Origin of the sequence: Avibacterium sp. 21-594 (genome assembly GCF_026226815.1) — a bacterium.
In the GTDB taxonomy this organism is placed as follows: domain Bacteria; phylum Pseudomonadota; class Gammaproteobacteria; order Enterobacterales; family Pasteurellaceae; genus Avibacterium; species Avibacterium avium.
In genome coordinates, this window is the sequence record NZ_JAKKOC010000001.1 from 601,602 (window position 1) to 627,403 (window position 25,802).

The 25,802-nt window shown below is 41.5% G+C and carries 20 protein-coding genes; 3 read left to right on the forward strand and 17 right to left on the reverse strand.

All coding sequences use genetic code 11. The features are described from left to right. Positions 1–92: 92 nt before the first annotated feature. The 9 genes from lpxD to pyrH form a co-directional block, all read right to left on the reverse strand. A complete protein-coding gene (gene lpxD, locus L5B76_RS02815) occupies positions 93–1,124 on the reverse strand; it encodes a UDP-3-O-(3-hydroxymyristoyl)glucosamine N-acyltransferase (protein WP_265754146.1) in 1,032 nt (343 codons plus the stop codon). Further along, positions 1,124–1,702, reverse strand: a complete 579-nt coding sequence (locus L5B76_RS02820) for an OmpH family outer membrane protein (protein ID WP_265754147.1) — start codon at positions 1,700–1,702, stop codon at positions 1,124–1,126. The genes lpxD and L5B76_RS02820 overlap by 1 nt, the downstream gene beginning before the upstream one ends. Positions 1,703–1,802: 100 nt before the next feature. Further along, complete coding sequence (gene bamA, locus L5B76_RS02825) at positions 1,803–4,169, reverse strand: outer membrane protein assembly factor BamA (protein WP_265754148.1); 2,367 nt, start codon at positions 4,167–4,169, stop codon at positions 1,803–1,805. Between the two features lie 29 nt (positions 4,170–4,198). Then, on the reverse strand, positions 4,199–5,530 hold the full coding sequence (rseP, locus tag L5B76_RS02830; RefSeq protein WP_265754149.1) for a sigma E protease regulator RseP: 1,332 nt from the start codon (positions 5,528–5,530) through the stop codon (positions 4,199–4,201). 12 nt (positions 5,531–5,542) lie between these two features. Then, a complete protein-coding gene (locus L5B76_RS02835) occupies positions 5,543–6,406 on the reverse strand; it encodes a phosphatidate cytidylyltransferase (protein ID WP_265754150.1) in 864 nt (287 codons plus the stop codon). Between the two features lie 3 nt (positions 6,407–6,409). Then, positions 6,410–7,138 (reverse strand): polyprenyl diphosphate synthase, encoded by a 729-nt coding sequence (gene uppS, locus L5B76_RS02840; protein ID WP_265754151.1) that lies wholly within the window; start codon positions 7,136–7,138, stop codon positions 6,410–6,412. Between the two features lie 144 nt (positions 7,139–7,282). Then, a complete protein-coding gene (gene ispC / locus L5B76_RS02845; RefSeq protein ID WP_265754152.1) occupies positions 7,283–8,482 on the reverse strand; it encodes a 1-deoxy-D-xylulose-5-phosphate reductoisomerase in 1,200 nt (399 codons plus the stop codon). 126 nt (positions 8,483–8,608) lie between these two features. Continuing rightward, positions 8,609–9,166, reverse strand: a complete 558-nt coding sequence (gene frr / locus L5B76_RS02850; RefSeq protein WP_103853991.1) for a ribosome recycling factor — start codon at positions 9,164–9,166, stop codon at positions 8,609–8,611. A gap of 30 nt (positions 9,167–9,196) precedes the next feature. Then, entirely contained in the window at positions 9,197–9,913 is a 717-nt protein-coding gene (gene pyrH / locus L5B76_RS02855; RefSeq protein ID WP_103855736.1) for a UMP kinase, read from the reverse strand. 145 nt (positions 9,914–10,058) lie between these two features. Here pyrH and L5B76_RS02860 point away from each other — a divergent pair, with 145 nt between their 5' ends. Next, positions 10,059–11,624: a phosphoethanolamine transferase gene (locus L5B76_RS02860; RefSeq protein ID WP_265754153.1), complete on the forward strand. Its 1,566-nt coding sequence runs from the start codon at positions 10,059–10,061 to the stop codon at positions 11,622–11,624. 58 nt (positions 11,625–11,682) lie between these two features. Here the strand turns inward: L5B76_RS02860 and tsf are convergent, their stop codons facing one another. The 5 genes from tsf to prlC all read right to left on the reverse strand — a co-directional run bounded on the left by tsf (position 11,683) and on the right by prlC (position 20,253). Next, positions 11,683–12,528 carry a translation elongation factor Ts gene (tsf, locus tag L5B76_RS02865; RefSeq protein ID WP_017807013.1) on the reverse strand — a complete coding sequence of 282 codons (846 nt, stop codon included), beginning with the start codon at positions 12,526–12,528 and terminating at the stop codon, positions 11,683–11,685. A gap of 131 nt (positions 12,529–12,659) precedes the next feature. Next, positions 12,660–13,388: a 30S ribosomal protein S2 gene (gene rpsB, locus L5B76_RS02870; protein ID WP_017807014.1), complete on the reverse strand. Its 729-nt coding sequence runs from the start codon at positions 13,386–13,388 to the stop codon at positions 12,660–12,662. A gap of 296 nt (positions 13,389–13,684) precedes the next feature. After that, the gene (ppiD, locus tag L5B76_RS02875; protein ID WP_265754154.1) at positions 13,685–15,541 is read right to left on the reverse strand and encodes a peptidylprolyl isomerase; all 1,857 of its coding nucleotides are present in this window, start codon (positions 15,539–15,541) and stop codon (positions 13,685–13,687) included. A 127-nt stretch (positions 15,542–15,668) separates the two neighbouring features. After that, positions 15,669–18,083, reverse strand: a complete 2,415-nt coding sequence (gene lon, locus L5B76_RS02880) for an endopeptidase La (RefSeq protein ID WP_265754155.1) — start codon at positions 18,081–18,083, stop codon at positions 15,669–15,671. Between the two features lie 133 nt (positions 18,084–18,216). Continuing rightward, positions 18,217–20,253: an oligopeptidase A gene (gene prlC / locus L5B76_RS02885; protein WP_265754156.1), complete on the reverse strand. Its 2,037-nt coding sequence runs from the start codon at positions 20,251–20,253 to the stop codon at positions 18,217–18,219. Positions 20,254–20,377: 124 nt separating this feature from the next. On the opposite strand from prlC, the gene L5B76_RS02890 reads away from it, so the two are divergent. Both L5B76_RS02890 and L5B76_RS02895 read left to right on the forward strand, forming a co-directional pair. Next, the gene (locus tag L5B76_RS02890; RefSeq protein ID WP_103855603.1) at positions 20,378–20,740 is read left to right on the forward strand and encodes a YbaN family protein; all 363 of its coding nucleotides are present in this window, start codon (positions 20,378–20,380) and stop codon (positions 20,738–20,740) included. An 81-nt stretch (positions 20,741–20,821) separates the two neighbouring features. Then, on the forward strand, positions 20,822–22,366 hold the full coding sequence (locus tag L5B76_RS02895) for a peptide ABC transporter substrate-binding protein (RefSeq protein ID WP_265755512.1): 1,545 nt from the start codon (positions 20,822–20,824) through the stop codon (positions 22,364–22,366). A gap of 296 nt (positions 22,367–22,662) precedes the next feature. Here L5B76_RS02895 and mrcB read toward each other — a convergent pair whose 3' ends face one another. Genes mrcB through erpA form a run of 3 tightly spaced genes read right to left on the reverse strand, consistent with a single transcriptional unit; the run spans position 22,663 to position 25,789 of the window. After that, on the reverse strand, positions 22,663–25,041 hold the full coding sequence (gene mrcB, locus L5B76_RS02900; protein WP_442780770.1) for a penicillin-binding protein 1B: 2,379 nt from the start codon (positions 25,039–25,041) through the stop codon (positions 22,663–22,665). 33 nt (positions 25,042–25,074) lie between these two features. Continuing rightward, a complete protein-coding gene (locus L5B76_RS02905; RefSeq protein WP_103855600.1) occupies positions 25,075–25,434 on the reverse strand; it encodes a YacL family protein in 360 nt (119 codons plus the stop codon). Positions 25,435–25,447: 13 nt separating this feature from the next. After that, positions 25,448–25,789: an iron-sulfur cluster insertion protein ErpA gene (gene erpA / locus L5B76_RS02910; RefSeq protein ID WP_103855605.1), complete on the reverse strand. Its 342-nt coding sequence runs from the start codon at positions 25,787–25,789 to the stop codon at positions 25,448–25,450. Positions 25,790–25,802 lie beyond the last annotated feature (13 nt).

Genomic DNA, 25,802 nt, shown 5'->3' on the forward strand with positions numbered 1-25,802 from the left:
AAATAATAGAAAATAAAATTGATGCAAATTATACGGTATTTCATCATTTAATACAAAACGCACCACATAAAGTGGCACGTTTGAGAGAGGAATTAAGCATTATTAAGCTTTTTTTCTACCGCTTTTAGACGTTTGTTCATTTTGTCAATGTCTAAAGTCAGTGCGGCGGTTTTACGCCATTCTTTATTTGGCTGTAATGGAATACCAGAAGAATACACGCCCGGTTCAGTGATTGGTCGCATTACCATTCCCATTCCCGTAACCGTAACTTTGTCGGCGATTTCCATATGGCCATTGATCACGCTTGCGCCACCGATTAAGCAATAGCGCCCCACTTTTAGGCTGCCTGCCATAATCACACCGCCAGCCACCGCTGTACCCGTACCGATATGCACGTTATGGGCAATTTGGCAAAGGTTATCGATGATGACGTTATCTTCAATCACTGTGGCATCTAATGCTCCGCGGTCAATACAAGTACAAGCCCCGATTTCAACGTGGTTGCCGATAATCACGGTGCCTGTTTGTGGGATCTTGATCCAACGCCCTTTATCATTCGCATAACCAAAACCATCACTGCCGATCACAGCGCCAGATTGAATTAAGCAATGTTCGCCAATTTGCACTTGGTGATAAATGTTTACATTTGCCCAAAGTTGAGTATTGGCGCCAATTTTTGCGCCTTTACCGATAAAGCAACCTGCGCCAATAATCACGTTATCGCCAAGTTCAACCTCATCTTCAATCACTACATTTGCGCCAATAGACACATTTTCGCCTAATTTTGCAGAGGCAGAAATTACCGCACTTGGTGCAATGCCAGCTGCCGCTTTTGGTGTAGAATCCATATATTGCGCTAACACGGCGTAAGCCACATAAGGATCTTTGACAATAAGCAAGTTGCTTTCAGGCGAACAAAATTCCACATCATTTTCGCTTACCACTAAAATCCCTGCTTGGGATTGTGCAAGTAAATCACGGAATTTAATGTTTGAAATAAAGGTGAGCTGGTTTGACTGTGCTTTGTCGAGCGGGGCGATACTATCAATAAGCACATTGGCGTTACCACGAATGGTAGCGCCAATTTGTTGTGCTAATTCTTTAAGAGAATAAGACTTGTGCATTATTTAGCCTGTGCTGGAATTGCTTTTAACACTTCTTCTGTAATGTTTTTACCATCAGCGGCATAAATTGCTGCTTTCTCATCAAGTACTGCGCTGTAGCTTTTTGCTTTTGCTACTGTTGTAGTTGCAGTTTGAATGTCAGTTAATAATTTGCGCTCAACTTCCATTTGACGTTTTTGTGCATCTTGACGGAATTGTTCAACTTTTTTCTGATGTGCTTGAACTAATTTTTGGAATTCATCATCACGTTTTTTGGCTAATTTACTGATTTCATCTTGACGTTTTTTGATGTCAGCTTGGCGTAATTTTGGTGCATCTTTTTCTAATGCTTTTACTTTACCATCAAGTTCTTTTTCAAAACCTTTTCTTTTATCTTGTAATGCTTTTTCTTCTGCTTGTAATTTGTCTGATGGTGCTTTTAACGCATCGTCTAATTTTTTGATCTCAGCTTCACGAGCTGGGTGGTTAGCAAAAAGATAATCTACGTTCACAAAGGCGATGTTATCTTCAGCCATTGCAACTGATGAACCTAATGCTAATGCGAGAGAAAGTGCGGTTAATTTTACTGCTTTTTTCATTGTTTAATTTCCTTAAAAATAATTATTAAATTGGGCAAGTGAATTGCTTGCCCACATTTTCACGCCTTTACTTAGACTAGTAAAAAAATTAGAAGTTCAATTAGAATGTTCCACCGATACTAAATTGGAATTGCTCGATGTCATCACCTTCATATTTTTTGATTGGTTTAGCATAAGAGAAAATCAATGGCCCTACTGGAGAATTCCATTGGAAACCAATCCCTGCTGATGCACGAATACGGCTTGGATCACCATAATCAGGTAAATTGGTATATTTCGCTTTACCATCGTGTTTCCATTTAGTATTCCAAACGCTTGCAGCATCGACAAACAATGACGTTCTTACTGAACGTTGGTTCTTATCGTCAATAAATGGTGTTGGCATAATTAATTCCATATTTGCCGTTACCATTGCGTTACCACCAACCACATCACCATTTACACGGCAATAATCATTACAAGATTGATCCCAGTAAATCGCCTGCGGCCCTACGGCCCCACTTGCGAAACCTCTCAAGCTGCTGATGCCGCCTGCGCTGTAGTTTTGGTAGAACGGTAAGCGTTTACCACCAAAACCATTTGCGTAAGATGCAGTGGTTTTAGCCGATAATACCCAAGTGTGTTCGTGATTTAATGGATAGAATCCTTGTACATCACCATATAATTTATAGAATTTATTATCTGAACCTGGAATCGTTACTTTTCCACCTAAAGAAGCTCTTACCCCTGAAGTTGGGAAATAACCACGATTCAAGCTGTTGTAGTTCCACCCGAAAGAGAATTCAAAATCGTGAGATTTGAATGTCCAATCTGGGAAGTTCATTGATTCACGATAGAAATTACGGTTAAACTCAGGCGATACATTTTTTAGTTTATTATGAACATAGCCCAAACCTAAATAGTAAGAGTTATTTTCATTTACAGGGAAACCAAGGGTACCATTCACACCATAAGTAGTACGGCTGAATGACGCTGAAGTATCATCTTTTGAATTATCATATTTCTCATAGAATGCGTTACCACCAAGGCTCACACCATCTTTCGTGAAGTACGGTTCGTTATAGCCAAGATTAACGGTTGTGCCGTAATCATTACGCGATCCCGCTAAGCTAATAGATGATCCCATTCCTAAGAAGTTATCTTGTTTCACACTAGCTTGATAGCTGAATCCACTCTCTGTACCATAACCTACACCGAAGTTGATACTTCCCGTGTTACGCTCTACTACACGGTAAACTACATCAAGTTCATCGTCTGTGTTTGGTACTGGCTCAGTACGAGATTCTACAGTTTCAAAAAATCCTGTACGTTCTAACCGCACTTTACCAAGATCTACTAAACGAGAAGATAACCAAGTTCCTTCTTGCTGACGCATTTCTTGACGTAATGTGCTATCCGCACTCACGTTATTGCCTTCAAAACGGATTTGGCGTACAGAATAACGGCGACCTGCATCAACCACATAGGTTAACCCAACGGTATGCGCTTGGTCATCAAATACAGGGTTAATATTCACTTGTGGATTACCGTAGCCTTGCTCCGCTAGCGTGGTTTTGATTTGCTGTTCCACGGCTAATACATCGCTACGTCTAAAAATTTCATTTAAGCGAACATCATTCAATGAAGGGGCTAGTTGTTCTGACATTCCAGCAACATTACCCACAATTCGTGCATTGCTCACGGTATAAACTGCACCTTCGTTCATTGAAATAGTTACATCTGCGGCAGTTTTTTCTGGATTAAGCTGAACATCTGTATCAGTAATTTGGAATTTTGCATAACCACGATCTAAATAGAAAGTGCGTAAGGCTTCTAAATCTTTATTTAGTTGTACAGAATCATATTTATTATTGAAGATCTTCCACCACGCATCAGGTTGTAACTCCATTTGCTGACGAAGTTTACCATCGCTAAAAGATTCATTTCCTTTGAAGGTAAGGGATTTTAATAAGGCAGGATCATTTTCATCAATTTGAATTTTTACTTCCGCACGGTTATTTGGCAAGGTATTTACCACAGTGTCCACTTTCGCATTATAGCGACCTACACTTTCATAGTGCTGTAATAACTCACCGCGGAAAGCATCTAATCTTTCTGGATCTAAAACGTCCCCAGCTGCAAAGCCATTAGCATCTAAATTCTCTTTCAGTGCCTCTGTTGGAATTGAGCTATTACCTTTCACATCTACTTCAACGATAACAGGCAGCTCACGAACTGAAATAACTAAAGAGTTTCCTTCACGAACGGCTCTAACACCTTTATACCCTTGTAAAAAGAGACCTCTCACCACATTGGCGATATCTTTATCTGTTGCTCTTTGACCTACTTTAACAGGTAAGCTGTTAAGAATTTTACTTTCTGTTGCCCCTTGAACACCGTCCACACGAATGTCCTGAACAACAAAAGGTGCAGCTTCAACAAATGTCGCTGTACCAAACAGTAAACTTGCGATTAAAAGTTTTTTCATTGTTACTTTTATCCTCGTAAAAGAAATAGTTATAAACGTAAGAAATCGTTAAACAAAGCAAATGCAGTCAAAGCTAACAAGCATATTGCACCAATTTTATAGGCAATATTCTGCACTTGTTCTGAAAGCGGTTTTCCTTTTATAGCTTCTGCGGCTAGAAAAATCAAATGTCCACCATCTAAAACAGGCAATGGAAACAAATTCATTATCCCTAAATTCACACTAATTAACGCCATAAAACTTAAATAATACACAAAGCCAATTTCGGAAGATATTCCTGCGCCTTTGGCAATAGAAATCGGCCCGCTAAGATTATTTAACGAAAGATCACCAGTAAATAATTTACCAATCACTTTCACCGTAAGTAGCATTAAATCTTTAGTTTTTTCTACACCTTTTTGGAATGCTTCAAGCATACCATATTTTAATTCTGTACGATACTTATCCTCAATCGGATAAACCGTTGGCGAAACACCCACAAACCAACGCCCTTTTTCTTTTAATATTGGGGTTAAGCTTTTATGTAATTTCTCACCATTACGCTCAATGATAACACTAAAAGGCCGCCCTTTTTGCACATCTTGAATAAAATCTTGCCAATTCATTGGCTCGCCAGTATTGGTATAAAATTTATCCCCCACTTGCAAGCCTGCTTTTTGCGCAGGGGAATCTTCCGCCACTTTAGACAAGGTCATTTCCACTTTAGTTCGCACTGGAATCATACCCAACGCGCCAAAAGCACTTTCTTTTTCAGGATCGAATCGCCAATTGGCTAAATCTAAAGTGCGTTGCTGTTTTACATCTGAACCAAAAGGCGAAAGGGTGATTTCTACATTGGGATTGCCCATTTTGGTGGCAAGCACCATATTGATGGTTTCCCAATCTGGTGTCGCGGTGCCATCAATGGCGATAATTTGTGAATCGGGTTGAATTTGCGCTTGTGCCGCAATGGACGCTGGTCGAACCTCTGCGATCACAGGTTTTACGCTAGGAATCCCAATGGAATACACCAGCCAATAAGCCAATATAGCAAAAATAAAATTCGCCATCGGGCCTGCTGCAATCACAAAAGCACGTTGTGCCACAGATTTATTATTAAAAGCTTGAGATTTCAACGCTTCTGGTACGGCTTCATTACGCTCATCAAGCATTTTCACATAACCGCCCAACGGAATCAGTGAGATGGAAAACTCGGTGCCTTTTTTATCAAAGAACGACCACAGCACTTTGCCGAAACCGATAGAAAAACGTTCAACTTTTACACCGCACTTTCGCGCAGCCCAAAAATGTCCATATTCATGTACAAAAACCAGCACACAAATGGCTATCAAAAATGAACCTAGCGACCACAAAAAGGACATATTCGTTTTTTCCTACAATACATAAAAATAGAAATACGCAAAGAATGGCACGGAGGCAGTCAAGCTATCGATGCGATCTAAAATTCCACCGTGTCCGGGGATTAAATTACTGCTGTCTTTAATCCCACTTTCGCGCTTAAACATACTTTCCGTTAAATCGCCCAGTACAGAAATTGCCACTGTGGCAACAGATAAGGCGATAAAAGGCACGGTTGGTACATTGAATAAATCTTGTGGAGCGACTTGCATAAAAATACCTGCTAGCACGCCAGCGGTAATCAGCCCACCAAACACACCTTGCCACGTTTTCCCTGGGGAAACTTTTGGTGCAAGTTTATGTTTTCCGAATTTTCGGCCAGCAAAATAAGCCCCTGAATCGGCTGCCCATACTAGAATAAACACATAAAAGAGCAACATTAAGCCGTGGTAGGGATTAGCAACATAACCGTCTAAGCGCAAACGCAACACGCCTACAATAAAAGGCACAAGGGTTACAATAGCGAAAACGCCTTGCAAAATCACCGATTTTGCCCATAATTTGGCAGAATTTGGATAGCTCACCACAAAGCCAAGCGCCACAATCCACCAAATCACTGCGCTTAATAAAATTGGCTCAGCATAATGTTCAAACACACGGCCTGCATTGAGATAATTAGCTTCGCTTAAAATCCACAAAAAAAGCACCGCACCTGCTAAGCCTGCCACTACAACACGCCAAAATTTATTTTTAACTTGAGCGAATTGTGTCCACTCCCAAATTCCTAAGGTCGCCACTGCACCTAAGGCTAAGGCAAAATAAAAAGGAGAAAATAAAAATAACGCTGCACAGACAATAGCAATTAAAATAATTGCGGAAATAACACGTTGTTTAAGCACAGTTTAGTCCTCTTGTTCTGCTCCACCAAAACGGCGATTTCGTTGTTGATAAGCTAAGATAGCTTGATTAAATTCTCGTTCGTTAAAATCTGGCCATAGCACATCAGAAAAATAAAATTCTGCATAGGCAATTTGCCACAGTAAAAAATTACTTACACGCTGTTCACCACTCGTGCGAATTAATAAATCCACCATTGGCTGATCTTGGGTAACCAAATGTTGTTGGAAACGTTCAGCGGTGATCTCATCAAGCGTCAGCTGCTCATTTTTCACCAAGCCGGCAAGCTGTTTGGTTGCCTGTACAATATCCCAATAACCGCCATAATTTGCCGCAATATTTAAAGTAAGTGCGGTATTATTTTCGGTTAATTTTTCTGCTTTTTCGATTTTTTGCTGTAATTTTTCACTAAAACGGGATTTATCCCCAATAATATTTAAGCGAATATTATTTTTATGCAATTTTTTCACTTCTAAATCCAGTGCTTGCATAAAAAGTGTCATTAATGCGCTCACTTCACTTTCAGGGCGCGTCCAATTTTCGCTACTAAACGCATAAAGAGTGAGTACATTGACACCAATTTTTCGCGCATAGGAAACCGCTTGACGCACTGCCGCCACGCCATTTTTATGCCCGAAAATACGCATTTTTCCTTGCTGTTTTGCCCAACGTCCATTGCCGTCCATAATAATCGCAACGTGTTGGGGAATATTGTTTAAGTCAATCTCTGTCATTCATCAAGGATTTTCTAGTTACAAAATTAATGGCTGAATATATCATAATATGATATTACTTACTATGAAAACGCACAGAATTATGGATAAAAAATCAAGGCGAACTTTCGCTCGCCTTGATTTATTTGTAACGAAAACAAAATGTTATTTTGCTTGAATGATTTGCCACGCTAAAGCGCGTGCGTTTTTATCCACGTCTAACACATCATCAATAGATTGAATCTGTTGCGGGCTAATTTTTTCTACCACTTGCGTATTCACTTTAGCAATATCGGTAAATTTAATTTGACGATTTAAAAAGGCTTCAACGGAAATTTCATTCGCCGCATTCATTGCCGTTGTGGCATATTGCCCTGCGGCAAAGGCATCAATGGCCAATTTTAAGCAAGGGTAACGCGGATAATCTGGCGCTAAAAAAGTCAGCCCATTGAGCTGATAAAAATCTAATGGCGCAACACCAGCAAAGGTACGCTGCGGATAAGCCATTGTTTCCGCAATTGGTGTGCGCATATCTGGATTGCCCATTTGTGCAATCACCGAGCCATCAATATAACGCACCATAGAATGAATGATCGATTGCGGATGAATGATCACTTCCATCTCATCAGCGCTGGCATTGAATAACCAACGGGCTTCAATATATTCCAAGCCTTTATTCATCATTGTGGCAGAATCCACTGAGATTTTTTTGCCCATTGACCAATTAGGGTGTGCAACAGCTTGCTCTGGTGTGATCTGGTCAAATTCTGAAAGATCTGTATAACGGAAAGGCCCGCCCGATCCCGTGAGTACAATTTTGCTGATGCCTAATTCTTGCAACGGGCAAAAACCGATTTTTTCCTGCGCTTGCGGTGGTAACGATTGGAAAATCGCATTATGTTCACTATCCACAGGCAGTAACTGAGCGTGATTTTTCTTCACTTCATCAATAAAAAGCTGCCCGCAGGTAACCAAACTTTCTTTATTAGCTAACAGCACTCGCTTGCCTGCTTGCACCGCTGAAAGGGTGGGTAACAAACCTGCTGCGCCAACAATGGCAGCCATCACTTGATCCGCTTCAGGATGAGCCGCCAACTCACAAATAGCTTTTTGTCCGCTTAACACTTGGGTTCTTAGACCAAGTGCGGTCAATTTTTCTGTTAAATTTTTTGCTGCACTTTCGTCATCTAAGGCAGCAAAAGTCGGCTGAAATTTAACGCATTGCTCCACCATTAATTGCACGTTACGTCCGCCCACTAAGGCAAACGCTTGATATTTCTCAGGGTTGTGTTCTATCACAGAAAGGGTGCTAGTGCCGATGGAGCCTGTCGAACCAAGAATGACGAGTTTTTGTTGTTTTTGCATAAATTTTTGACCGCACTTTAAAAGGGTTAAGGTTGCTAAAATTGTCGTGAATATACTCAAAAGCCTGTAATTCAGCAAGAAAAAATAGGGCGAACCCTTGGCTCGCCCTTTATTTCGTAAGAATGATTAGAAATCTAATAATTCTTTCTCTTTGTCCGCTAACACTTCGTCCACTTTTTTCACATAAAGATCAGTGATTTTTTGGATTTCATCTTGTGCTTTGCGTTCTTCATCTTCGCTGATTTCTTTTTCTTTCAACAACGCTTTGATTTGATCGTTCGCATCACGGCGCACATTACGCACAGCCACTTTGCCTTGCTCAGCTTCCGCTTTTACGATTTTGATTAAATCACGGCGGCGTTCTTCCGTTAATGGTGGAAGTGGAACACGAATAGTTGTGCCAGCTGATGATGGGTTTAAGCCTAAATCAGAGGTTAAAATGGCTTTTTCCACCGCACCGATTAAGCTGCGATCAAACACAGTTACCGCTAAGGTACGCGCATCTTCTGCCACTACGTTGGCTAATTGACGCAATGGGGTTAATGCACCATAGTATTCCACTTGAATACCGTCCAGTAAGCTTGGCTGCGCACGGCCTGTTCTTACTTTGGCAATATGGTGTTTGAATGTTTCAAGGCTTTTTTCCATACGCAACTGCGCATCTTGTTTAATTTCGTTAATCACAAATATTCCTTTTTATTTAAGTTTAATCAATTAGTTACAAATTAGCGTACCTTCACGCTCACCTAAAACCACTTTGCGTAATGCGCCTGGTTTGCTCATATTGAACACACGAATTGGCATTCCGTGATCGCGTGCTAAAGTAAAGGCGGCTAAGTCCATTACTTGCAATTCTTTGTCAATCACATCGGCATAAGTGAGTTTTTCATACAACACTGCATCTGGATTTTTAGCAGGATCGCAATCATACACGCCGTCCACTTTGGTGGCTTTAAGCACAACATCAGCTTCAATTTCAATCCCACGCAAGCACGCTGCAGAATCGGTGGTAAAGAATGGGCTACCTGTTCCCGCAGAGAAAATCACCACGCGCCCTTCACGCAACATTTTGATCGCTTCAGACCAGTTATAGGTATCACAAATACCGTTTAGCTGGAAAGCGGACATTAATTTTGCATTCACATCTGCACGGTGTAAGGCATCACGCATTGCCAAGCCGTTCATTACGGTGGCAAGCATACCCATATGATCGCCCACCACGCGGTTCATTCCCGCCTTAGCCAGTTTTGCGCCACGGAATAAATTTCCGCCACCTAACACAACCCCGACTTCTACGCCCATTTCTAGTAATTCTTTAATTTCGAGCGCCATTCTGTCTAAAATTGAAGGATCAATTCCAAAACCTTCATCACCTTGTAAAGCTTCACCGCTTAATTTAAGCAGGATTCTTTTATATACGGGTTTGCTCATTTTTTCCTCACAAAAGTTGGGTACAAAATTCTGCATATTATAGAGCAACATCTTTGCAGTGAAAATAGCTCAAGGCAAAAATCGCATAGAACCAATGAAAAAAATTCAGTAAAATGAAATGAAATAAAAAATAAGGAACAATGTTGTGGCAGAAAAGAACAAAAAAGGAACATTTCATCTTTCATCATTACTAGTAAGTGCGGTGTGTTTTGCGCTACTTTATATTATCAGCCTATTGGCACTACAGGGTTCGGGCTATTTTCCGCAGCCAAGTTGGCAGCAGATCAGCCTTTTTATGTCGTTCATTATTATTTTTTCTAGCTCGAAAAAACTCTTTTATTTCATTGCATTACCTATTTTATTTATCTATGCCTGCTATGCGCCCATTGGAGTAAATTTTGGCGCGCCGTCTTATCAATATATTGCCTCTGTTTTCGCTACAGATTTACAAGAAGGCAAAGAATTTTTCGCTCAAATTCCCCTGCTTGATTATGGCTATCCCCTTGTAATTCTCGGTGGCGCACTACTTTATCGCTGGTTAAGCCAAAAATTCCACTTGGCTTTTTATAAAAATAAGGGGCTATTGGCGCTCATTTTTGTTAATGCACTTTGGGGAAATATTCCCTTTCAACCGCTGCAAGAAAGCTATTTAGCAGGGGAAAAAGTGGTCGAAGAATTACGCTTGCTCAACCGCTTTGATGTACCAAGCGAATGGGGCGAAAGCCAACTGGATAACAGTTCCCATTATGATGATTACATTTTAGTTATCGGCGAAAGCGCGAGAAAAGATTATCACCACGCTTACGGCTACCCTGTTGCCAACACGCCTTTTCTTTCCACGGCTAAAGGAACGTTAATTGACGGCCTAACCGCAGGCGGCACAAACACCATCGCTTCGCTTAAATTAATGTTTACCAAGCCTAACAAGCAAACTTGGGAAGGGAATTATCGCTTAAATTTCATTGACTTAATTAAATCCGCAGGAATCAAAACCTATTGGCTTTCCAATCAAGGTTATTTAGGGCAATACGACACGCCAATTTCTGCTATTGCCAATAAAAGCGATGAAAAAATCTTTTTACGCGCGGGTGATTCCATTAGTAATGATGTGAGCGATTTCAACTTATTAAACCGATTTAATCAACTCATTCAAGCCCCTGCCACAGGCAAGCGTTTTATTGTGGTGCATTTATATGGCTCGCACCCGTTGGTTTGCGAACGCGTTACCGATTACAAGAAAATTTTCGATGAGCATCAGATTGATAAAAAGTATCAGGACGTGAATTGCTACATCAGTTCGATCAAAAAAACCGATGAAGTGCTGAGTAAAATTTATCAGGCTCTGGTCAAAAATCAGCAAAAAAACCACCGCACTTTTTCGATGATTTATTTTTCTGATCACGGCTTAGCTCATCAAATTAGCGATAACTATATCGCTATTCACAATAGCAGCGGAAAAAGTAAACGCCATTACGATATTCCGTTGTTTAAAATTTCCAGTGATGATCAGCAGCGTCACGAGAAAAAGGTGTCAAAATCAGGCTTGAACTTCACAGAAGGCTTGGCGAATTGGATTGGCATTCGTAACGCTAACATTGACCCCAATGCGGATCTTTTCGATGATACGCCACAGCCAGATTACGGTTTGAAAGAAAAAATTGAAAAAATCACCGCACCTGATGATCCAGCGGTGGTGATTCCACAAAAATAGCAATAAAAAAAAGCAGATCTCATAAGATCTGCTTTTTCTATTTATGCTTTTACAATGATTATTTAGTCATTGCAGCAACTTCTGCAGCGAAGTCAGTTTCAACTTTTTCGATACCTTCGCCCACTTCAAAGCGTAAGAATGAAACTACTTCTGCACCTTTCTCTTTTAATAATTCACCCACTGATTTAGAAGGATCCATTACGAAAGGTTGACCAGTTAAAGACACTTCACCAGTGAATTTCTTCATACGACCTTCAACCATTTTCTCAGCGATTTCGCGTGGTTTACCAGATTGCATTGCGATATCCACTTGGATTTGACGCTCGTGTTCTACTACGTCTGCTGGTACATCGCTTGGATTTACATATTCTGGACGGCTTGCTGCAACGTGCATTGCAACGTGTTTCACTAATTCTTCATCAGCGTTTACTGCGCCCACTAATACACCAATTTTCGCACCGTGTAAGTATGAACCTACCACTGGCGCTTGTACTGAACCAACGCGGCGGATTGTCATATTCTCACCGATTTTTGCCACTAATGCAGCACGTTTTTCTTCAAATTCAGCTTGTAATGCTTCGATAGTTACGCCTTTGTTGTTTAATGCGTAATCTGCTACTTCATTCGCTAAGCCTAAGAAACCAGCGTCTTTTGCTACGAAGTCAGTTTCACAGTTCATTTCAATCATTACACCGTAGTCGCCAGCAACACGCGCGATGATAACACCTTCAGCAGCAACACGGCCTGCTTTTTTCGCCGCTTTTGCTTGACCTGATTTACGCATATTATCAATCGCTAATTCGATATCACCGTTTGCTTCTACTAATGCTTTTTTACATTCCATCATACCTGCACCGGTACGATCACGAAGTTCTTTTACTAAAGATGCTGTAATTTCAGCCATTTTAAAATCCTCTATCCACAAAATTTGATGCGATTTTTGACCGCACTTATGTAAAAAAGCAGGGAACATAAGCCCCCTGCTAACCAATTAATCATTGTGATTAATAAGGGCTTTCGCCGCATTCACCTGAATTATTCAGCTGCTTCTGCTTCAGCAAATTTCTCTTCGGCTACCACTTCTTGTTGGCGACCTTCTTTTACTGCTGCCGCTGCTGCTGCAAGATATAGTTGAATTGCACGCGCTGCATCATCGTTACCTGGGATAACAAAATCAACACCGTCTGGCGCAGAGTTTGTATCAACCACTGCAAATACTGGAATACCAAGGTTATTTGCTTCTTTGATTGCGATGTGTTCGTGATCTGCACCGATAACAAATAATGCATCAGGAAGACCCGCCATATCTTTGATACCGCCAAGGCTTAATTCAAGTTTTTCCATCTCACGGCTACGCATTAATGCTTCTTTCTTAGTTAATTTGTCGAAAGTACCATCTTGAGATTGAGTTTCTAAATCTTTTAAGCGTTTGATTGATTGACGTACTGTTTTCCAGTTAGTCAACATACCACCTAACCAACGGTGATTTACATAGTATTGCTGACAGTCTAATGCTGCTGCTTTCACTGCTTCACTTGCTGCACGTTTTGTACCAACAAATAAGATTTTACCGTTGTTGCCCGCAATGCGAGTTAATTCTGCTAATGCAGCATTGAACATTGGAACGGTTTTTTCAAGGTTGATGATATGAACGCCGTTGCGTGGTCCGAAAATGAATGGTTTCATTTTTGGGTTCCAGTAACGAGTTTGGTGACCGAAGTGAACGCCAGCTTGTAGCATTTCGCGCATTGAAACTTGTGCCATAATAATTTTCCTTTTGTTTGGGGTTTAGCCTCCACATACCAAATAAATCGACCGTTTGGCACCCCGATTTATCCGTGCGATATGTGTGTGATTTATTGTTAAAAATTAAGTTTGAAATTATTTCGTCTAAAATAAAAATTGCTTTGTTATTCTAGCCAAAATAACGCCGCACTTTATACCATAAAGTGCGGTGAAAAACTAGCAAATTTTTCAAAACTCAGTAAAAAGCTCATAAAAAACGGCAATCTGAAATTTCATCTTGCCGTTTTAATAATAAATAAGATTAAAGCTTATAATTACTCTTCTTGCGCTAAGAATTGTTGATTAATTTCAATTTTAGCTTTTGCTCTTAAGGCCTGTAATAAAGCCTGTTGCAATTCTGCTTGTTGCGCTTGAGTGAGCTGAGCGTTAAATGCTTGCAGTTGCTCCCCATCTAATGCCCCATCTTTAATATTGCTTAATTCGATTACCACAATACTGTTATCACCATTTTTCGCGGCCATATAAGCTGGCTTATCACTGGTTTTTTGCATTGAGAAAATCACATCACGCAATTGTGGCACTTTATTTTCAGCGTAAACCCATTGCGCTTTCTCGCCGAATTTAATGCCATCTGGTAGAGCGGCATTGCTATTTTCATTTAGCGCTTGCGCCACTTTTTCAGCTTGAGCTAGCACAATTTTTTCCGCTTTTTGCTGTTTTAAATATTGAGCAATTTCATCTTTTGCTTCATCAAGTGTTTTCACACCTTCTGGTTTATGTTCCACCACACGAACAATCAAAGAATGCTGATCGCCCACATTAATGGCTTCTGAATTTGTACCGCCTTGAGTTAATTCAGAATCAAATAATGCCGAAACTACATTGCCATAATTAAGTGCAGCTGGAATATCGTTGCGTGAGAAATAACCCGTTTCTTGCACAGTCACGCCTGCCGCTTGCGCCGCTGCTTGTAAGGAATCTGGCTGCTCAAAGGCTTTCTCATTGGCTTGTTTTTCCATTGCGTAGAATTCTTTCGCGCTTAATTCGCTGCGAAGTTTGGCAGCAATATCGTTTTTCACTTGTTCTAATGGCAGGAATTTTTCATCTTCCACTTTGATGATATGGTAAGCGTTATCCACTTTAACTGGTTGGCTATATTCCCCTGCTTTTAATTCACGCGTCGCGGCTTCAAATTGTGGTGGCATCATTCCTGCCACAACCCAATCTAAGTCCCCGCCATTTGCGCCAGAAATTTTGTCGCTAGAATAAAGTTTCGCTAACGCCGCAAAGCTTTCGCCTTTTTGTAAATCCGCATAAACTGCTTGGGCTTCTTGCTCCGTTGGCAGTTGGATATGCGCCAAATGCTGAGTCATATATTGCGCTTTGTTATCTTGATAATATTGCGCAATTTCTACATCAGTAACCTTCACATTTTTTTCCGCGGCTTGTTGGGTTAAATCAAGATATTGCACTTTCACTAACTCAGGCACGGCAAATGCGGCTTTATTCGCGTTATAGTACGCGCTAATTTCTTCTTCATTCGCCTGTTGTTGTGCCACAGTGGCCGCTAAAGGAAATTCAGCCAAACGTACATCACGTTGCTGGAAAAATAATTGAGCTGCGCGTGCATTTTGGTTAGGCACAGTAAAGGCTGAACGAGCAATGCCGTCATTAAGCTGTTGTAGGGTTAATCCTTGGCGTAAGTATTGCGCATATCGATCACCACTTAACCCATTAGTTGATAACATTTGTTGATAAAGTGCGTTATCAAATTTGCCGTCTTTTTGGAAAATTGGGCTGGTCACGATAGCTTGTTGAATTTGACTATCGCTTACGTCTAACTGCAATTCCGCGGCGTATTGACGCAATAATTCTTGATCAATTAAACGATCTAAAATTGAACTGCGTAAGCCATTCACAAATTCTGGGGAATCCGCCACTGCGGCAAATTGCGCCCCAAGCTGCTCACTAAAACGCTGATATTCTTGATTATATTGCTCTAAAAAAGTTTGTTGTGAAATTTCTTCACCATTCACTTTGGCTGCAGACGTATCTACGCTTGCAAACATATAACCCGCAACACCGCTCGCTACGAAAGAAAGCACGACAACAGCAAACAGTATTTTCCACCAAATGCTGTTGGTTGCGTCATGAAGTTTTTCCATTAACATTGACGTTATCCTATGAAGATTAAAACAAAATTTTGCCGATTATAATCGAAAGTTAAGAGATTTTCAGCAGAAAATAAATAGGTCGGTAAAGATTTCTCTCTACCGACCTAGAAATAAAAATGTGAAATTAATTCACCGCACTTTCCGCACGTTTACTTTTACGGCGTGGTGTTGTTTTTTCTTCTTTTGTAATCAAGTGAGAAAAATCAACCCCTTCAGGCGGATTTTCTAAGGCGATGCTTAGCACTTCATCAATGGTTTCCACTGGACGAATATCTAAGCTGTTTTTCGCATTCTCTGGGATTTCTTCCAAATCTTTTACATTATCTTTTGGAATAATCACTGTTTTAATGCCGCCACGGTGCGCTGCGAGCAATTTCTCTTTCAAACCACCAATTGGCAACACTTTACCACGCAAGCTGATTTCCCCTGTCATCGCCACTTCAGACTTCACAGGATTTCCCGTTAAACAAGAAACCAAGGCGGTACACATTGCGATCCCTGCACTTGGGCCATCTTTTGGTGTTGCACCGTCTGGAACGTGAATATGAATATCACGTTTTTCGTGGAAATCAGGCGCAATACCTAATTTTTCTGCACGGGAACGCACCACGGTCATCGCAGCTTGAATAGATTCTTTCATCACATCGCCTAGCGACCCTGTATAGGTTAATTTGCCTTTACCGATCACAGAAGTGGCTTCGATGGTGAGTAAATCACCGCCCACTTGCGTCCACGCCAAGCCCGTTACTTCACCTACACGGTTTTGTGTATCTGCACGACCAAACTCAAAGCGTTTTACGCCTAAATATTCATTCAGGTTATCGCTGTTTACGGTGATCGATTTTAATTTCGGGTTCAACAGTAAATTTTTCACCGCTTTACGGCAGATTTTAGAAATCTCACGTTCAAGACCACGCACGCCCGCTTCACGAGTGTAATAGCGGATAATATCTAAAATCGCACTGTCTTCGATTTTCAACTCGCCTTTTTTCAACCCGTTACGCTCAATTTGTTTGTTAAGCAAATGGCGTGTGGCGATATTGAGTTTTTCATCTTCCGTATAGCCCGATAAACGAATCACTTCCATACGATCAAGCAGCGGCCCTGGGATATTCATTGAGTTTGAGGTTGCCACGAACATCACATCAGAAAGATCATAATCCACTTCTAAATAATGATCGTTGAAGTTGGCGTTCTGTTCTGGATCAAGCACTTCTAACAACGCAGAAGCAGGATCACCACGCATATCTGATGCCATTTTATCGATCTCATCAAGTAAAAAGAGCGGATTTTTCACCCCCACTTTTGCCATTTTTTGGATCAATTTACCCGGCAATGAGCCGATATAGGTTTTGCGATGCCCACGGATTTCCGCTTCATCACGCACGCCGCCTAGCGCCATACGCACATATTTACGTCCTGTGGCATTGGCAATAGATTGTCCTAGGGAAGTTTTCCCTACCCCCGGTGGCCCAACTAAGCAAAGGATAGGCCCTTTAAGCTGATTTAAACGGCTTTGTACCGCTAAATATTCCAAAATGCGATCTTTCACGCGCTCTAAGCCATAATGATCCGCATCAAGAATTCCCTGCGCTTTAACAATATCTTTTTTCACTTTGCTACGCTTATGCCAAGGCACTTGCAACATCCAATCAATGTAGCTGCGCACCACCGTTGCTTCTGCTGACATTGGCGACATCATTTTCAGTTTCTGCAATTCTGCTTCCACTTTTTCTCTCGCCTCTTTCGGCATTTTGGCTTCTTCCACTTTTTGACGAAGTTGTTCCACTTCATCAACGGTACTTTCGGTTTCGCCTAGCTCTTTTTGGATAGCTTTGATTTGTTCGTTAAGGTAATAATCGCGCTGGCTTTTTTCCATTTGTTTTTTCACACGGCCGCGAATACGTTTCTCAACTTCTAAAATGCCTGCTTCGTTAATCATTAAACCAAGCAAATATTCAAAGCGTTCAGCAACATTTGCAATGCCTAAAACTTCTTGCTTACGCGCCACTGAAACCGGCATATGGGCGGCCATTGTGTCGCTTAAACGTTCGCTATCTACAATGCCTTTTAAAGCATTCACAACGTCAGGTTGTACTTTTTTATTTAACTCTACATATTTGCTGAATTCAGCCATTGCAGCATTTTTCGCCACTTCAAGTTCTTGTAAATCACCAAATTCAGTTGAGATCTCTTTCACTTTGGCGGCAAAAAAACGACCATTATCTTCAATGGAAGAAATTTTAACGCGCTGTTGCCCTTCAACCAGTACTTTCACTGTGCCATCTGGCAATTTTAATAATTGAATGATATTGGCAACCGTACCAACTTGGTAAAGATCTTCTGCGCTAGGATCTTCTAAATCCGCTTCTTTTTGAGAAACTAATAATAGCTGTTTTCCATTTTCCATTGCCTCATCAAGGGCGGCAATGGATCTTTCACGCCCTACAAATAAAGGCATTACCATATAAGGAAACACCACCACATCACGTAATGGTAATGCTGGAATTTCTTTTTGTTTTGTCCGTCTAGCGTTCATATACTCTCTCTTAGTTCCTATAAACTACAAAATATTCTTTAATATAAGAACGAATTTGAAAACTTCAAGGCATAAGCCAAAGAAAAATAGTTACTAAGCATTGTCAGTAACTATTCCCTTTCTTTTTACTTAATTATGCAATGCCTTTGTGTCTTAACAAAGCATCTAATTGCGGTTCTCTGCCGCGGAAGCGTTTGAATAAAATCATTGGCTCTTCCGAACCGCCACGGGTGAGAATTTCATCAAGAAAAGATTGCCCGGTTACGGGGTTGAAAATGCCTTCTTCTTCAAAACGCGAGAACGCATCTGCCGATAGCACTTCCGCCCATAAATAGCTGTAATAGCCCGCGGCATAACCGCCAGCAAAAATATGGCTAAAGCTATGCGGATTTCTTGCCCAATCCACACCTTTAATTACCGCCACATCTTCTTTCACTTGTTTTAAGGTGTCTAAAATTTGATTTGGTTGGTTCGCATCAAAATAATGGTGCAAACGGAAATCAAATAACCCAAATTCAAGCTGACGTAACACGAACATTGCCGCTTGGAAGTTTTTCGCTTTAAGCAACTGTTGCAATTTTTCTTTTGGTAGCGGTTCACCTGTTTCATAATGCCCTGAAATAAAGGCAAGCGCGTCTTCTTCCCAACACCAGTTTTCTAAGAATTGGCTTGGTAATTCCACCGCGTCCCAAGGCACGCCATTAATGCCCGCCACATCTGCGACATCAATTTGTGTGAGCATATGATGAATGCCGTGTCCAAATTCGTGGAATAAGGTGGTGACTTCATCGTGAGTGAAGAGCGCAGGTTTATCACCCACTGGTGCGTTAAAGTTACAAGTGAGATAAGCCACTGGTTGTTGAATTGTGCCATCGGCTTTACGGCGGCGACCAACACAATCGTCCATCCACGCACCACCACGTTTATTTTCACGAGCGTATAAGTCTAAATAAAAACTACCGCGCACTTGATCTTGGCTATCAATCAAATCAAAGAAACGCACATCTTTATGCCAAGTATCCACATCAAAACGTTCCACAGCGCGAATATTAAATAGGCGCTTAATTAGCTCAAATAAGCCTGAAAGTACGCGATTTTCGGGGAAATAAGGGCGAAGTTCTTCATCATTAATGGCGTATAAATGTTGTTTTTGTTTTTCGCTATAAAATGCAATATCCCAAGGCTCAAGTGCGGTAATATTAAAGTGGGTTTTACAAAACGCTTCCAATTCCGCTAATTCTTGTTGTCCTTGCGCTTTGGAACGGCTTGCCAAATTATCGAGGAAATCCAACACTTGTTGCGGATTTTCAGCCATTTTAGTGGCAAGGGAAAGCTCGGTGTAATGCTCAAAATCAAGCAATTTCGCCAATTCAACACGCAAGGTTAAGATCTCTTGCATAATGGCGGAATTATCCCATTTCCCTGCATTCGGGCCTTGTTCTGAAGCACGAGTCACAAAAGCGCGGTACATTTCTTCACGCAATTGACGGTTTTCACAATAGGTCATCACTGGCAAATAGCTTGGAAACTCAAGGGTGAAGCGATAACCTTCTAGCCCTTTGCTTTCGGCGGATTGCTTCGCCGCTTGCAAGGCACTTTCTGGCAAGCCTGCTAATTCATTTTTATCCGTAATTACCTTATCCCAGCCCATTGTGGCATCTAGCACATTGTTGCTAAATTGTGAACTTAGCTCGGATAAACGAGCGACAATTTCGCCATAGCGTTTTTGTTTTTCGGCTGGCAAAGAAATGCCTGAGAGTTTGAAATCACGCAAGGCATTATCAATGGCTTTTTTCTGTGCCACGCTGTAAGTTTCATATTCTGGGCTATTTTTAAGCTGTAAATAGGCTTGGTATAAGCCTTCGTGCTGCCCTAACCAAGTGCTATATTCAGAAAGCAATGGCAAGCAAGCTTGATAGGCTTCACGCAATTCAGGGCTATTTTTCACCGCATTTAAGTGGCTTACAGGCGACCACGCTTTGCTTAAGCGATCACCACTTTCAGTAAGCGGTTCAATAAAATTCTGCCAAGTTAAGTGTGGTTGCTTTAAAACCTGTTCTACGGTATCTCGATTTTCTTGAATTAATTGTGTAATCGCGGGTTGAATATGTTCGGGTTTAATTTGCGAAAATTGCGGTAAGGTGGTTTCGCTTAATAGCGGATTTGTCATAAAAGCTCCTTGCTTTCCTAATCAATGTTATTGCATAACAAATAAGGCAAGATTTTATAATATCAAGGTTGAGAAATCTAAAAAAATATGGATAATTGAGAATAATTTTTATTTGGAAAGAAAAATGAAAGCAATTTACATCATTTTAGGATTTATTTCACTGGCGCTCGGCATTATTGGCGCATTTTTGCCCCTGCTGCCGACCACGCCTTTTTTGTTGCTCACCGTGTTTTGCTTTGCGCAAGGCTCTGAACGTTTGCATAACTGGATCATTCAAACGGAGCTGTACAAAAAACATCTGCAATCTTTTAGCGAACAAAGGGCTTTAACCTTAAAAACCAAAATCCGTATTCTTATTTTATCCACCACAATGCTGGCGATCGGCTTTTATTTCACGCCGACAATGTTTGGCAAAGCGGCGATTTTGCTTGGCTTGCTGATTCATTATTGGGTGTTCTTCTTTTGGATTAAAACCCTGAAAGAATAATGTGCGCGAACAGAAAGAATAATTGGTAATCAAGGGGCGTTTTTGTATAATGCCCCTATTTTTACATCAGCCTTTAAGCCAATGTCATCATTTAAACTTCCTACTATTTTGCCAAGTGCGGTGCTTTTTTGCGCAATTTTTTCCTTAACCAGTTGCGATCAGCCAAAGCAGGTTGCGATCCCTAATTCCGCACCAACACAAACGCCTACTACTGAGCCTGAAGTGCGTATTCCCCACTTAGTACGCGGTGTTTATGGCGATTTAGTGATCTCTCCAGAAAAATTGCAAAATGATGAACAAGCAAATTTTTTGCGTGATATTTTAGAAGGCTTGGTGATTTACGATCCGCACGGCAATGTGATCCCTGCCGTTGCTCAGAGCTGGCAAACGAAAGATAACAAGGTTTGGACATTCATCTTGCGTGAATCGGCAAAATGGTCAAATGGCTTGCCTGTAACCGCTGATGATTTCGTGCAAAGCTGGCGAAAATTAGCCACATCAAACAGTCCGCTAAAAGAATACTTATCCTTTATTAATCTTCAGCAGGCCGCGGAAGTTCTGCAAGGTAAAGCCGATGTGGAACAGCTCGGCGTGCAAGCCTTATCCCCACAGCAATTACAAATCCGCTTAGAAAAAGCCACGCCTCATCTGCCTGCAATGCTCGCGCACCCTGCCTTATTACCGCAGTATTTTGGCGAACGGCAAGGCTTTGTGAGTAATGGCGCGTATTATGTGAAAAATCAGCAAGGTGATGAAATTCATCTAGCGCAAAATCCTTACTATTGGCAAGCTGAGAAAGTCGCCTTTTCCTTGGTTGATTATAAAAAACTCACACCAAACCAAGACTTAACGGGCATTGATATTGTTGCCAATCCCAAACAAAGCAATGTGCAAGTCACCTATTTACCAAAACTTTGTACTTATTACTACGAATTTAATTTTAACGATCCAAGGCTAGCCAAAAGTGCGGTGCGAAAATCCTTAGTTTTTCTCGCTTCTGCACGAAATTTAGTGCGTGGCGAACAGCAGGCGCGTCTTGCTAGCAATCATTTTCTGCCTCAATCAATGCAAGGCGAACCTGAAAATGCGTGGTCGCCAGTGCTAGTGGAACAGCTTTTACAGCAAAATGGTATCACCGAAAAATCCCCACTGGTGTTGAGGTTAACCTTTGATCAAGAAGGCTTTAATCACACCATTGGACAACGTTTAGTGCAAATGTGGTCGCAATCCGATCTCATTCATATTCAGGCTGATCCCGTGCCTTGGCAAACCTTGCTAGAAAAACGTGCCAAAGGGGATTTCCAAATTATTCGCTCAGGCTGGTGCGCCGATTACAACGATCCTTCTGCATTTTTGATGAATTTTTATTCCAAAAGTCCAGACAATAAATCCGCTTATCACAATGAAAAAGTGGACGCTCTGCTAGAGCAAAGTTTGCAACCAATTTCTACGCAAAAACGCACCGCACTTTATCAACAAGTTAGCCAATTATTGCAGCAAGATAATGTGGTTTTGCCCGTTTTTCAGTACACAACCCGCATTTATCTTAACCCCAACTTACAAGGCATTGATAAACAAAATCCGACTAATGTGATTTATAGTAAAGATGTGAAACAAGAAAATTAAGACATTGAAAAATGCCTTGAATAGACTTACAATACGAGAAAGAGGCGAGCAATTCGCCCGCCTCTTGGTTGGTTGTCTATCTTGCGATAGTGGTATCTGCGGTCAGCAGCAGAATGATCAATAGGATTAAAATTAACCTATATAACCTCACGCATAATCACCTCCTTAGATTAGTCAAATTTAGGAGGATGTAGCTAACCCGAGTGCCAGTCGGGTTTGCTACAACACCCGACCAACCGTTAAGAAGTATATCAAAAAAACCGCCTTTCGGCGGTTTTTTATTGCTTAGCTAATGCTTAATTGGCAGGTAGTGCCTCTTCCACTGGAGCAGGTTGCGAACCTAAGGTGGAGGGTTTTAACACGTCCCATAGGCTTTGTCGTTTCGGTTCTGGAGCGACTTCTCTTGGTGCGGAGCAGAAAGATTGGTTACGCTCTGCCCACACTGGGATTTGCCGTGCGCTGCTGCAATCCCAACCGCCATAGCTATTAATGCCGACCCATTTAATGCCTGCTGGGGTTGATGGGTGTAAGGTTTTCGCCTGCGTGCGTTGCAAGTAGTTTTTATACACCTGCAATGCGCCTGTTGCGCCTGTTAAACGGGTTTCGCCATTGTCATCACGGCCAAGCCAAACGGTGGCGACATTTTCACCATCAATCCCCACAAACCAAGTATCGCGCGCAGAGTTTGTCGTCCCAGTTTTACCCGCTAGACGTAAATGGGCAAATTGATTTTGCAAACTGCGCGCCGTGCCACGTTCCACCGTTTGCTGCATCGCAAAAAGGGTTTCATAAGCGGCTTGCGCTGGCACAACTTGTTCTGGTTGCATTGGGCGCTGATAAATAAGCTCCCCTTGCTGATTAGTAATGCTATCAATGGTAGCAAGAGGAATATTTGCCCCTTGGTTTGCAATGGTTTGGAACAATTTCGTTACTTCATAAGGCGAGATCGAATAAGATCCCAGCAACATCGCTGGCACTTTTGGAATTTTCACTTTATCCCAGCCCATCGCTTTTTGAGTTTCAATCACTTTGCTTAAGCCCACTTTCATTCCAATATTCACCGTTGGGATGTTTAATGAGCGAGCAAGTGCGTCCATTAACATCACCGAGCCACTATAACGGCGATCATAGTTACGTGGTTGCCAAGGGGGGCTGCCTTTGGTGCGAATAGTAATCGGCTGATTTTGAATTGGTGTGTTTAAACGAAATTCGCTCGGTTCAGTAAGTGCGGTCAAATAAATTGAAGGTTTTACTAATGATCCAATTTGTCGTCTAGCATTTAATGCGCGGTTAAAGCCCGCATAGTTAGTTTGCAAGCCACCCACAATGGCTTTGATTTCACCATTGCGATAATCCGCCACGATCATTGCTGATTCTAAATAAGGATTTTTATATTTTAACTGCAATTCAGAAACCGCATTAATCACCGCTTGTTCTGCATAGTGCTGCTGTTTAATATCCAAAGTAGAAAAAATGCGTGTGCCAGATAAACTGCTCGCCCGATTTTCGCCTAATTGTTGGCGAAGTTCTGCCTGTAAGGTTTGAATAAAGGCAGGATATTTACGGTTAATTTGCCCACGTTTTTGCACGCCAAGAGGGCGTTTGCTCAACATATCATAAAGTTCTTGCCCAATCACTTTGTGTTCAAGCAATAAACGCAACACCACATTACGGCGTTCAAGGGCGTTTTCAGGGTTACGCCAAGGATTATACAGCGAAGGGCCTTTTACCATTCCCACCAATAAGGCGATTTGATCCAAATTGATCTCACGAATTGAGCGACCAAAATAAAAATGGCTCGCTAATTCAAAACCGTGAATTTGCGTGTTGCCGTTTTGCCCGAGATAAATTTCGTTGAGATAGGTTTCTAAAATGCGGTTTTTGTCATAACGCCAATCTAAAATCAGCGCCATTAAGGCTTCGTTGATTTTTCTTGTAAAGGTGCGTTCGTTAGAAAGGAAAAGATTTTTAACCAACTGCTGCGTTAAGGTACTTCCGCCCTGCACACGATGGCCTGCCTGAAAGTTTGCCACCATTGCCCTTGCAATGCCTAAAGGGCTTATGCCTTCGTGTTCGTAAAAGCGGCGATCTTCGGTTAAAAGTAAGGTATCAATCAATAATCTTGGGTAATTTTGCAAAGAAAGGGTTAAGCGCTCTTCTTTTTCTGATTGCAACATTGCGATTAATTTTGGCGCGAGCGGAAATTCATCAATGGCTTTCACATTCACCAAATCTTCGATCACCGCTAATTTATTGTCTTTAAAGCGTAAGCGAAAAACACGCTGTGCTTCAGGTTGAACAGGAAATGGAAAAGCGCCACGCAACAAAACAATGGTGTTGTCTTCAATTTTGAAATCCCCCGGTGCGGCCACCATTGTGGTTTGGCGATAATCATTTTCGAGCAGGCGTTGCTTCGCTTGTTCAAGGCTAAGATCATCGCTTAAGCGAATGGATTCAATGCGGCTATACACTTCCGCTGGCAGCTGCCAGATTTGGCCGTCCATTTTAGAGCGAATTTGCCCGTCTAAATAAATGCCGTAAAAAATGATGTAACACACCACGACAAACGCAACTTTTAGCAAAAAATTACGCAAACGCTTTTTGCGTGAGGGCTTGCCCGTTTTATTTGTTTCAGCCGTTGGTTGTGTTTCTGGCGTTGAGTTACTTTCTGACATTGCTCTGTTATACCTAGTTATCTGGCCCGAACCTTAGCGATTAAAGGATAAATAAGATTGTAAAAATTGCTCAAAATCTTCCAAACCACAAAACGCTAAACTTTCTTCATCATAATAATGGAAATCTTGCTCAAGTTCTTGCTGTTCATCAATAGAAAGATTATTCGCACGCACCATCACTTCATCTGCGCTGATAAATACACTGTATTCTGCGCCGAGCAATTTAAAATCCTGCATTGGTGCTTGGCGTGCTTGATTGATAAGAGAAAGTGCGGTAGAAATTAACTGAAAATTTGACCGCACTTCTGTATTAAGCCAATTTGCCACGGCTTCGTGTCCCATTGAACATTTGGCTGAAATCTGTCCGCCTTGGGCAAAAAATTGATAATCCATTTTGCGAATTGGGTTAAATGCTGAAAGATGAACCGCAACCGCAAGTGGTTGTGGCGTTAGGGTTATTTACCACAAAACGCGAGCCTTCCAGCCCTTCGGTGTAATCCACCGTGCCACCAATTAAATATTGCAAACTCATTGGATCAATCACTAACTGCACGCCAGAATTCTCAATGGTGAGATCGCCGTCGTTTACTTTTTCATCAAAGGTAAAGCCATATTGGAAACCGCTACAACCACCACCTGTGATATAAACGCGTAATTTAAGCTCGCTATTTTCTTCTTCACTGATCAAGGCTTTTACTTTATTAGCAGCCGCATCGGTAAAGGTTAAAGGGATTGCCATATCTGTCATCATTTATCTCACT

Bases quoted from the DNA above. Each gene is read 5' to 3' on its own strand.
- tsf (WP_017807013.1), bottom strand. From the start codon at position 12,528: ATGGCTGAAATTACAGCATCTTTAGTAAAAGAACTTCGTGATCGTACC.
- ppiD (WP_265754154.1), bottom strand. From the start codon at position 15,541: ATGTTAATGGAAAAACTTCATGACGCAACCAACAGCATTTGGTGGAAA.
- rseP (WP_265754149.1), bottom strand. From the start codon at position 5,530: ATGTCCTTTTTGTGGTCGCTAGGTTCATTTTTGATAGCCATTTGTGTG.
- ispC (WP_265754152.1), bottom strand. From the start codon at position 8,482: ATGCAAAAACAACAAAAACTCGTCATTCTTGGTTCGACAGGCTCCATC.
- lpxD (WP_265754146.1), bottom strand. From the start codon at position 1,124: ATGCACAAGTCTTATTCTCTTAAAGAATTAGCACAACAAATTGGCGCT.
- erpA (WP_103855605.1), bottom strand. From the start codon at position 25,789: ATGACAGATATGGCAATCCCTTTAACCTTTACCGATGCGGCTGCTAAT.
- L5B76_RS02890 (WP_103855603.1), top strand. From the start codon at position 20,378: ATGAAAGCAATTTACATCATTTTAGGATTTATTTCACTGGCGCTCGGC.
- L5B76_RS02820 (WP_265754147.1), bottom strand. From the start codon at position 1,702: ATGAAAAAAGCAGTAAAATTAACCGCACTTTCTCTCGCATTAGCATTA.
- rpsB (WP_017807014.1), bottom strand. From the start codon at position 13,388: ATGGCACAAGTTTCAATGCGCGAAATGCTACAAGCTGGCGTTCACTTC.
- prlC (WP_265754156.1), bottom strand. From the start codon at position 20,253: ATGACAAATCCGCTATTAAGCGAAACCACCTTACCGCAATTTTCGCAA.
- L5B76_RS02905 (WP_103855600.1), bottom strand. From the start codon at position 25,434: ATGGATTATCAATTTTTTGCCCAAGGCGGACAGATTTCAGCCAAATGT.
- uppS (WP_265754151.1), bottom strand. From the start codon at position 7,138: ATGACAGAGATTGACTTAAACAATATTCCCCAACACGTTGCGATTATT.
- lon (WP_265754155.1), bottom strand. From the start codon at position 18,083: ATGAACGCTAGACGGACAAAACAAAAAGAAATTCCAGCATTACCATTA.
- pyrH (WP_103855736.1), bottom strand. From the start codon at position 9,913: ATGAGCAAACCCGTATATAAAAGAATCCTGCTTAAATTAAGCGGTGAA.
- bamA (WP_265754148.1), bottom strand. From the start codon at position 4,169: ATGAAAAAACTTTTAATCGCAAGTTTACTGTTTGGTACAGCGACATTT.
- mrcB (WP_442780770.1), bottom strand. From the start codon at position 25,041: ATGTCAGAAAGTAACTCAACGCCAGAAACACAACCAACGGCTGAAACA.
- L5B76_RS02895 (WP_265755512.1), top strand. From the start codon at position 20,822: ATGTCATCATTTAAACTTCCTACTATTTTGCCAAGTGCGGTGCTTTTT.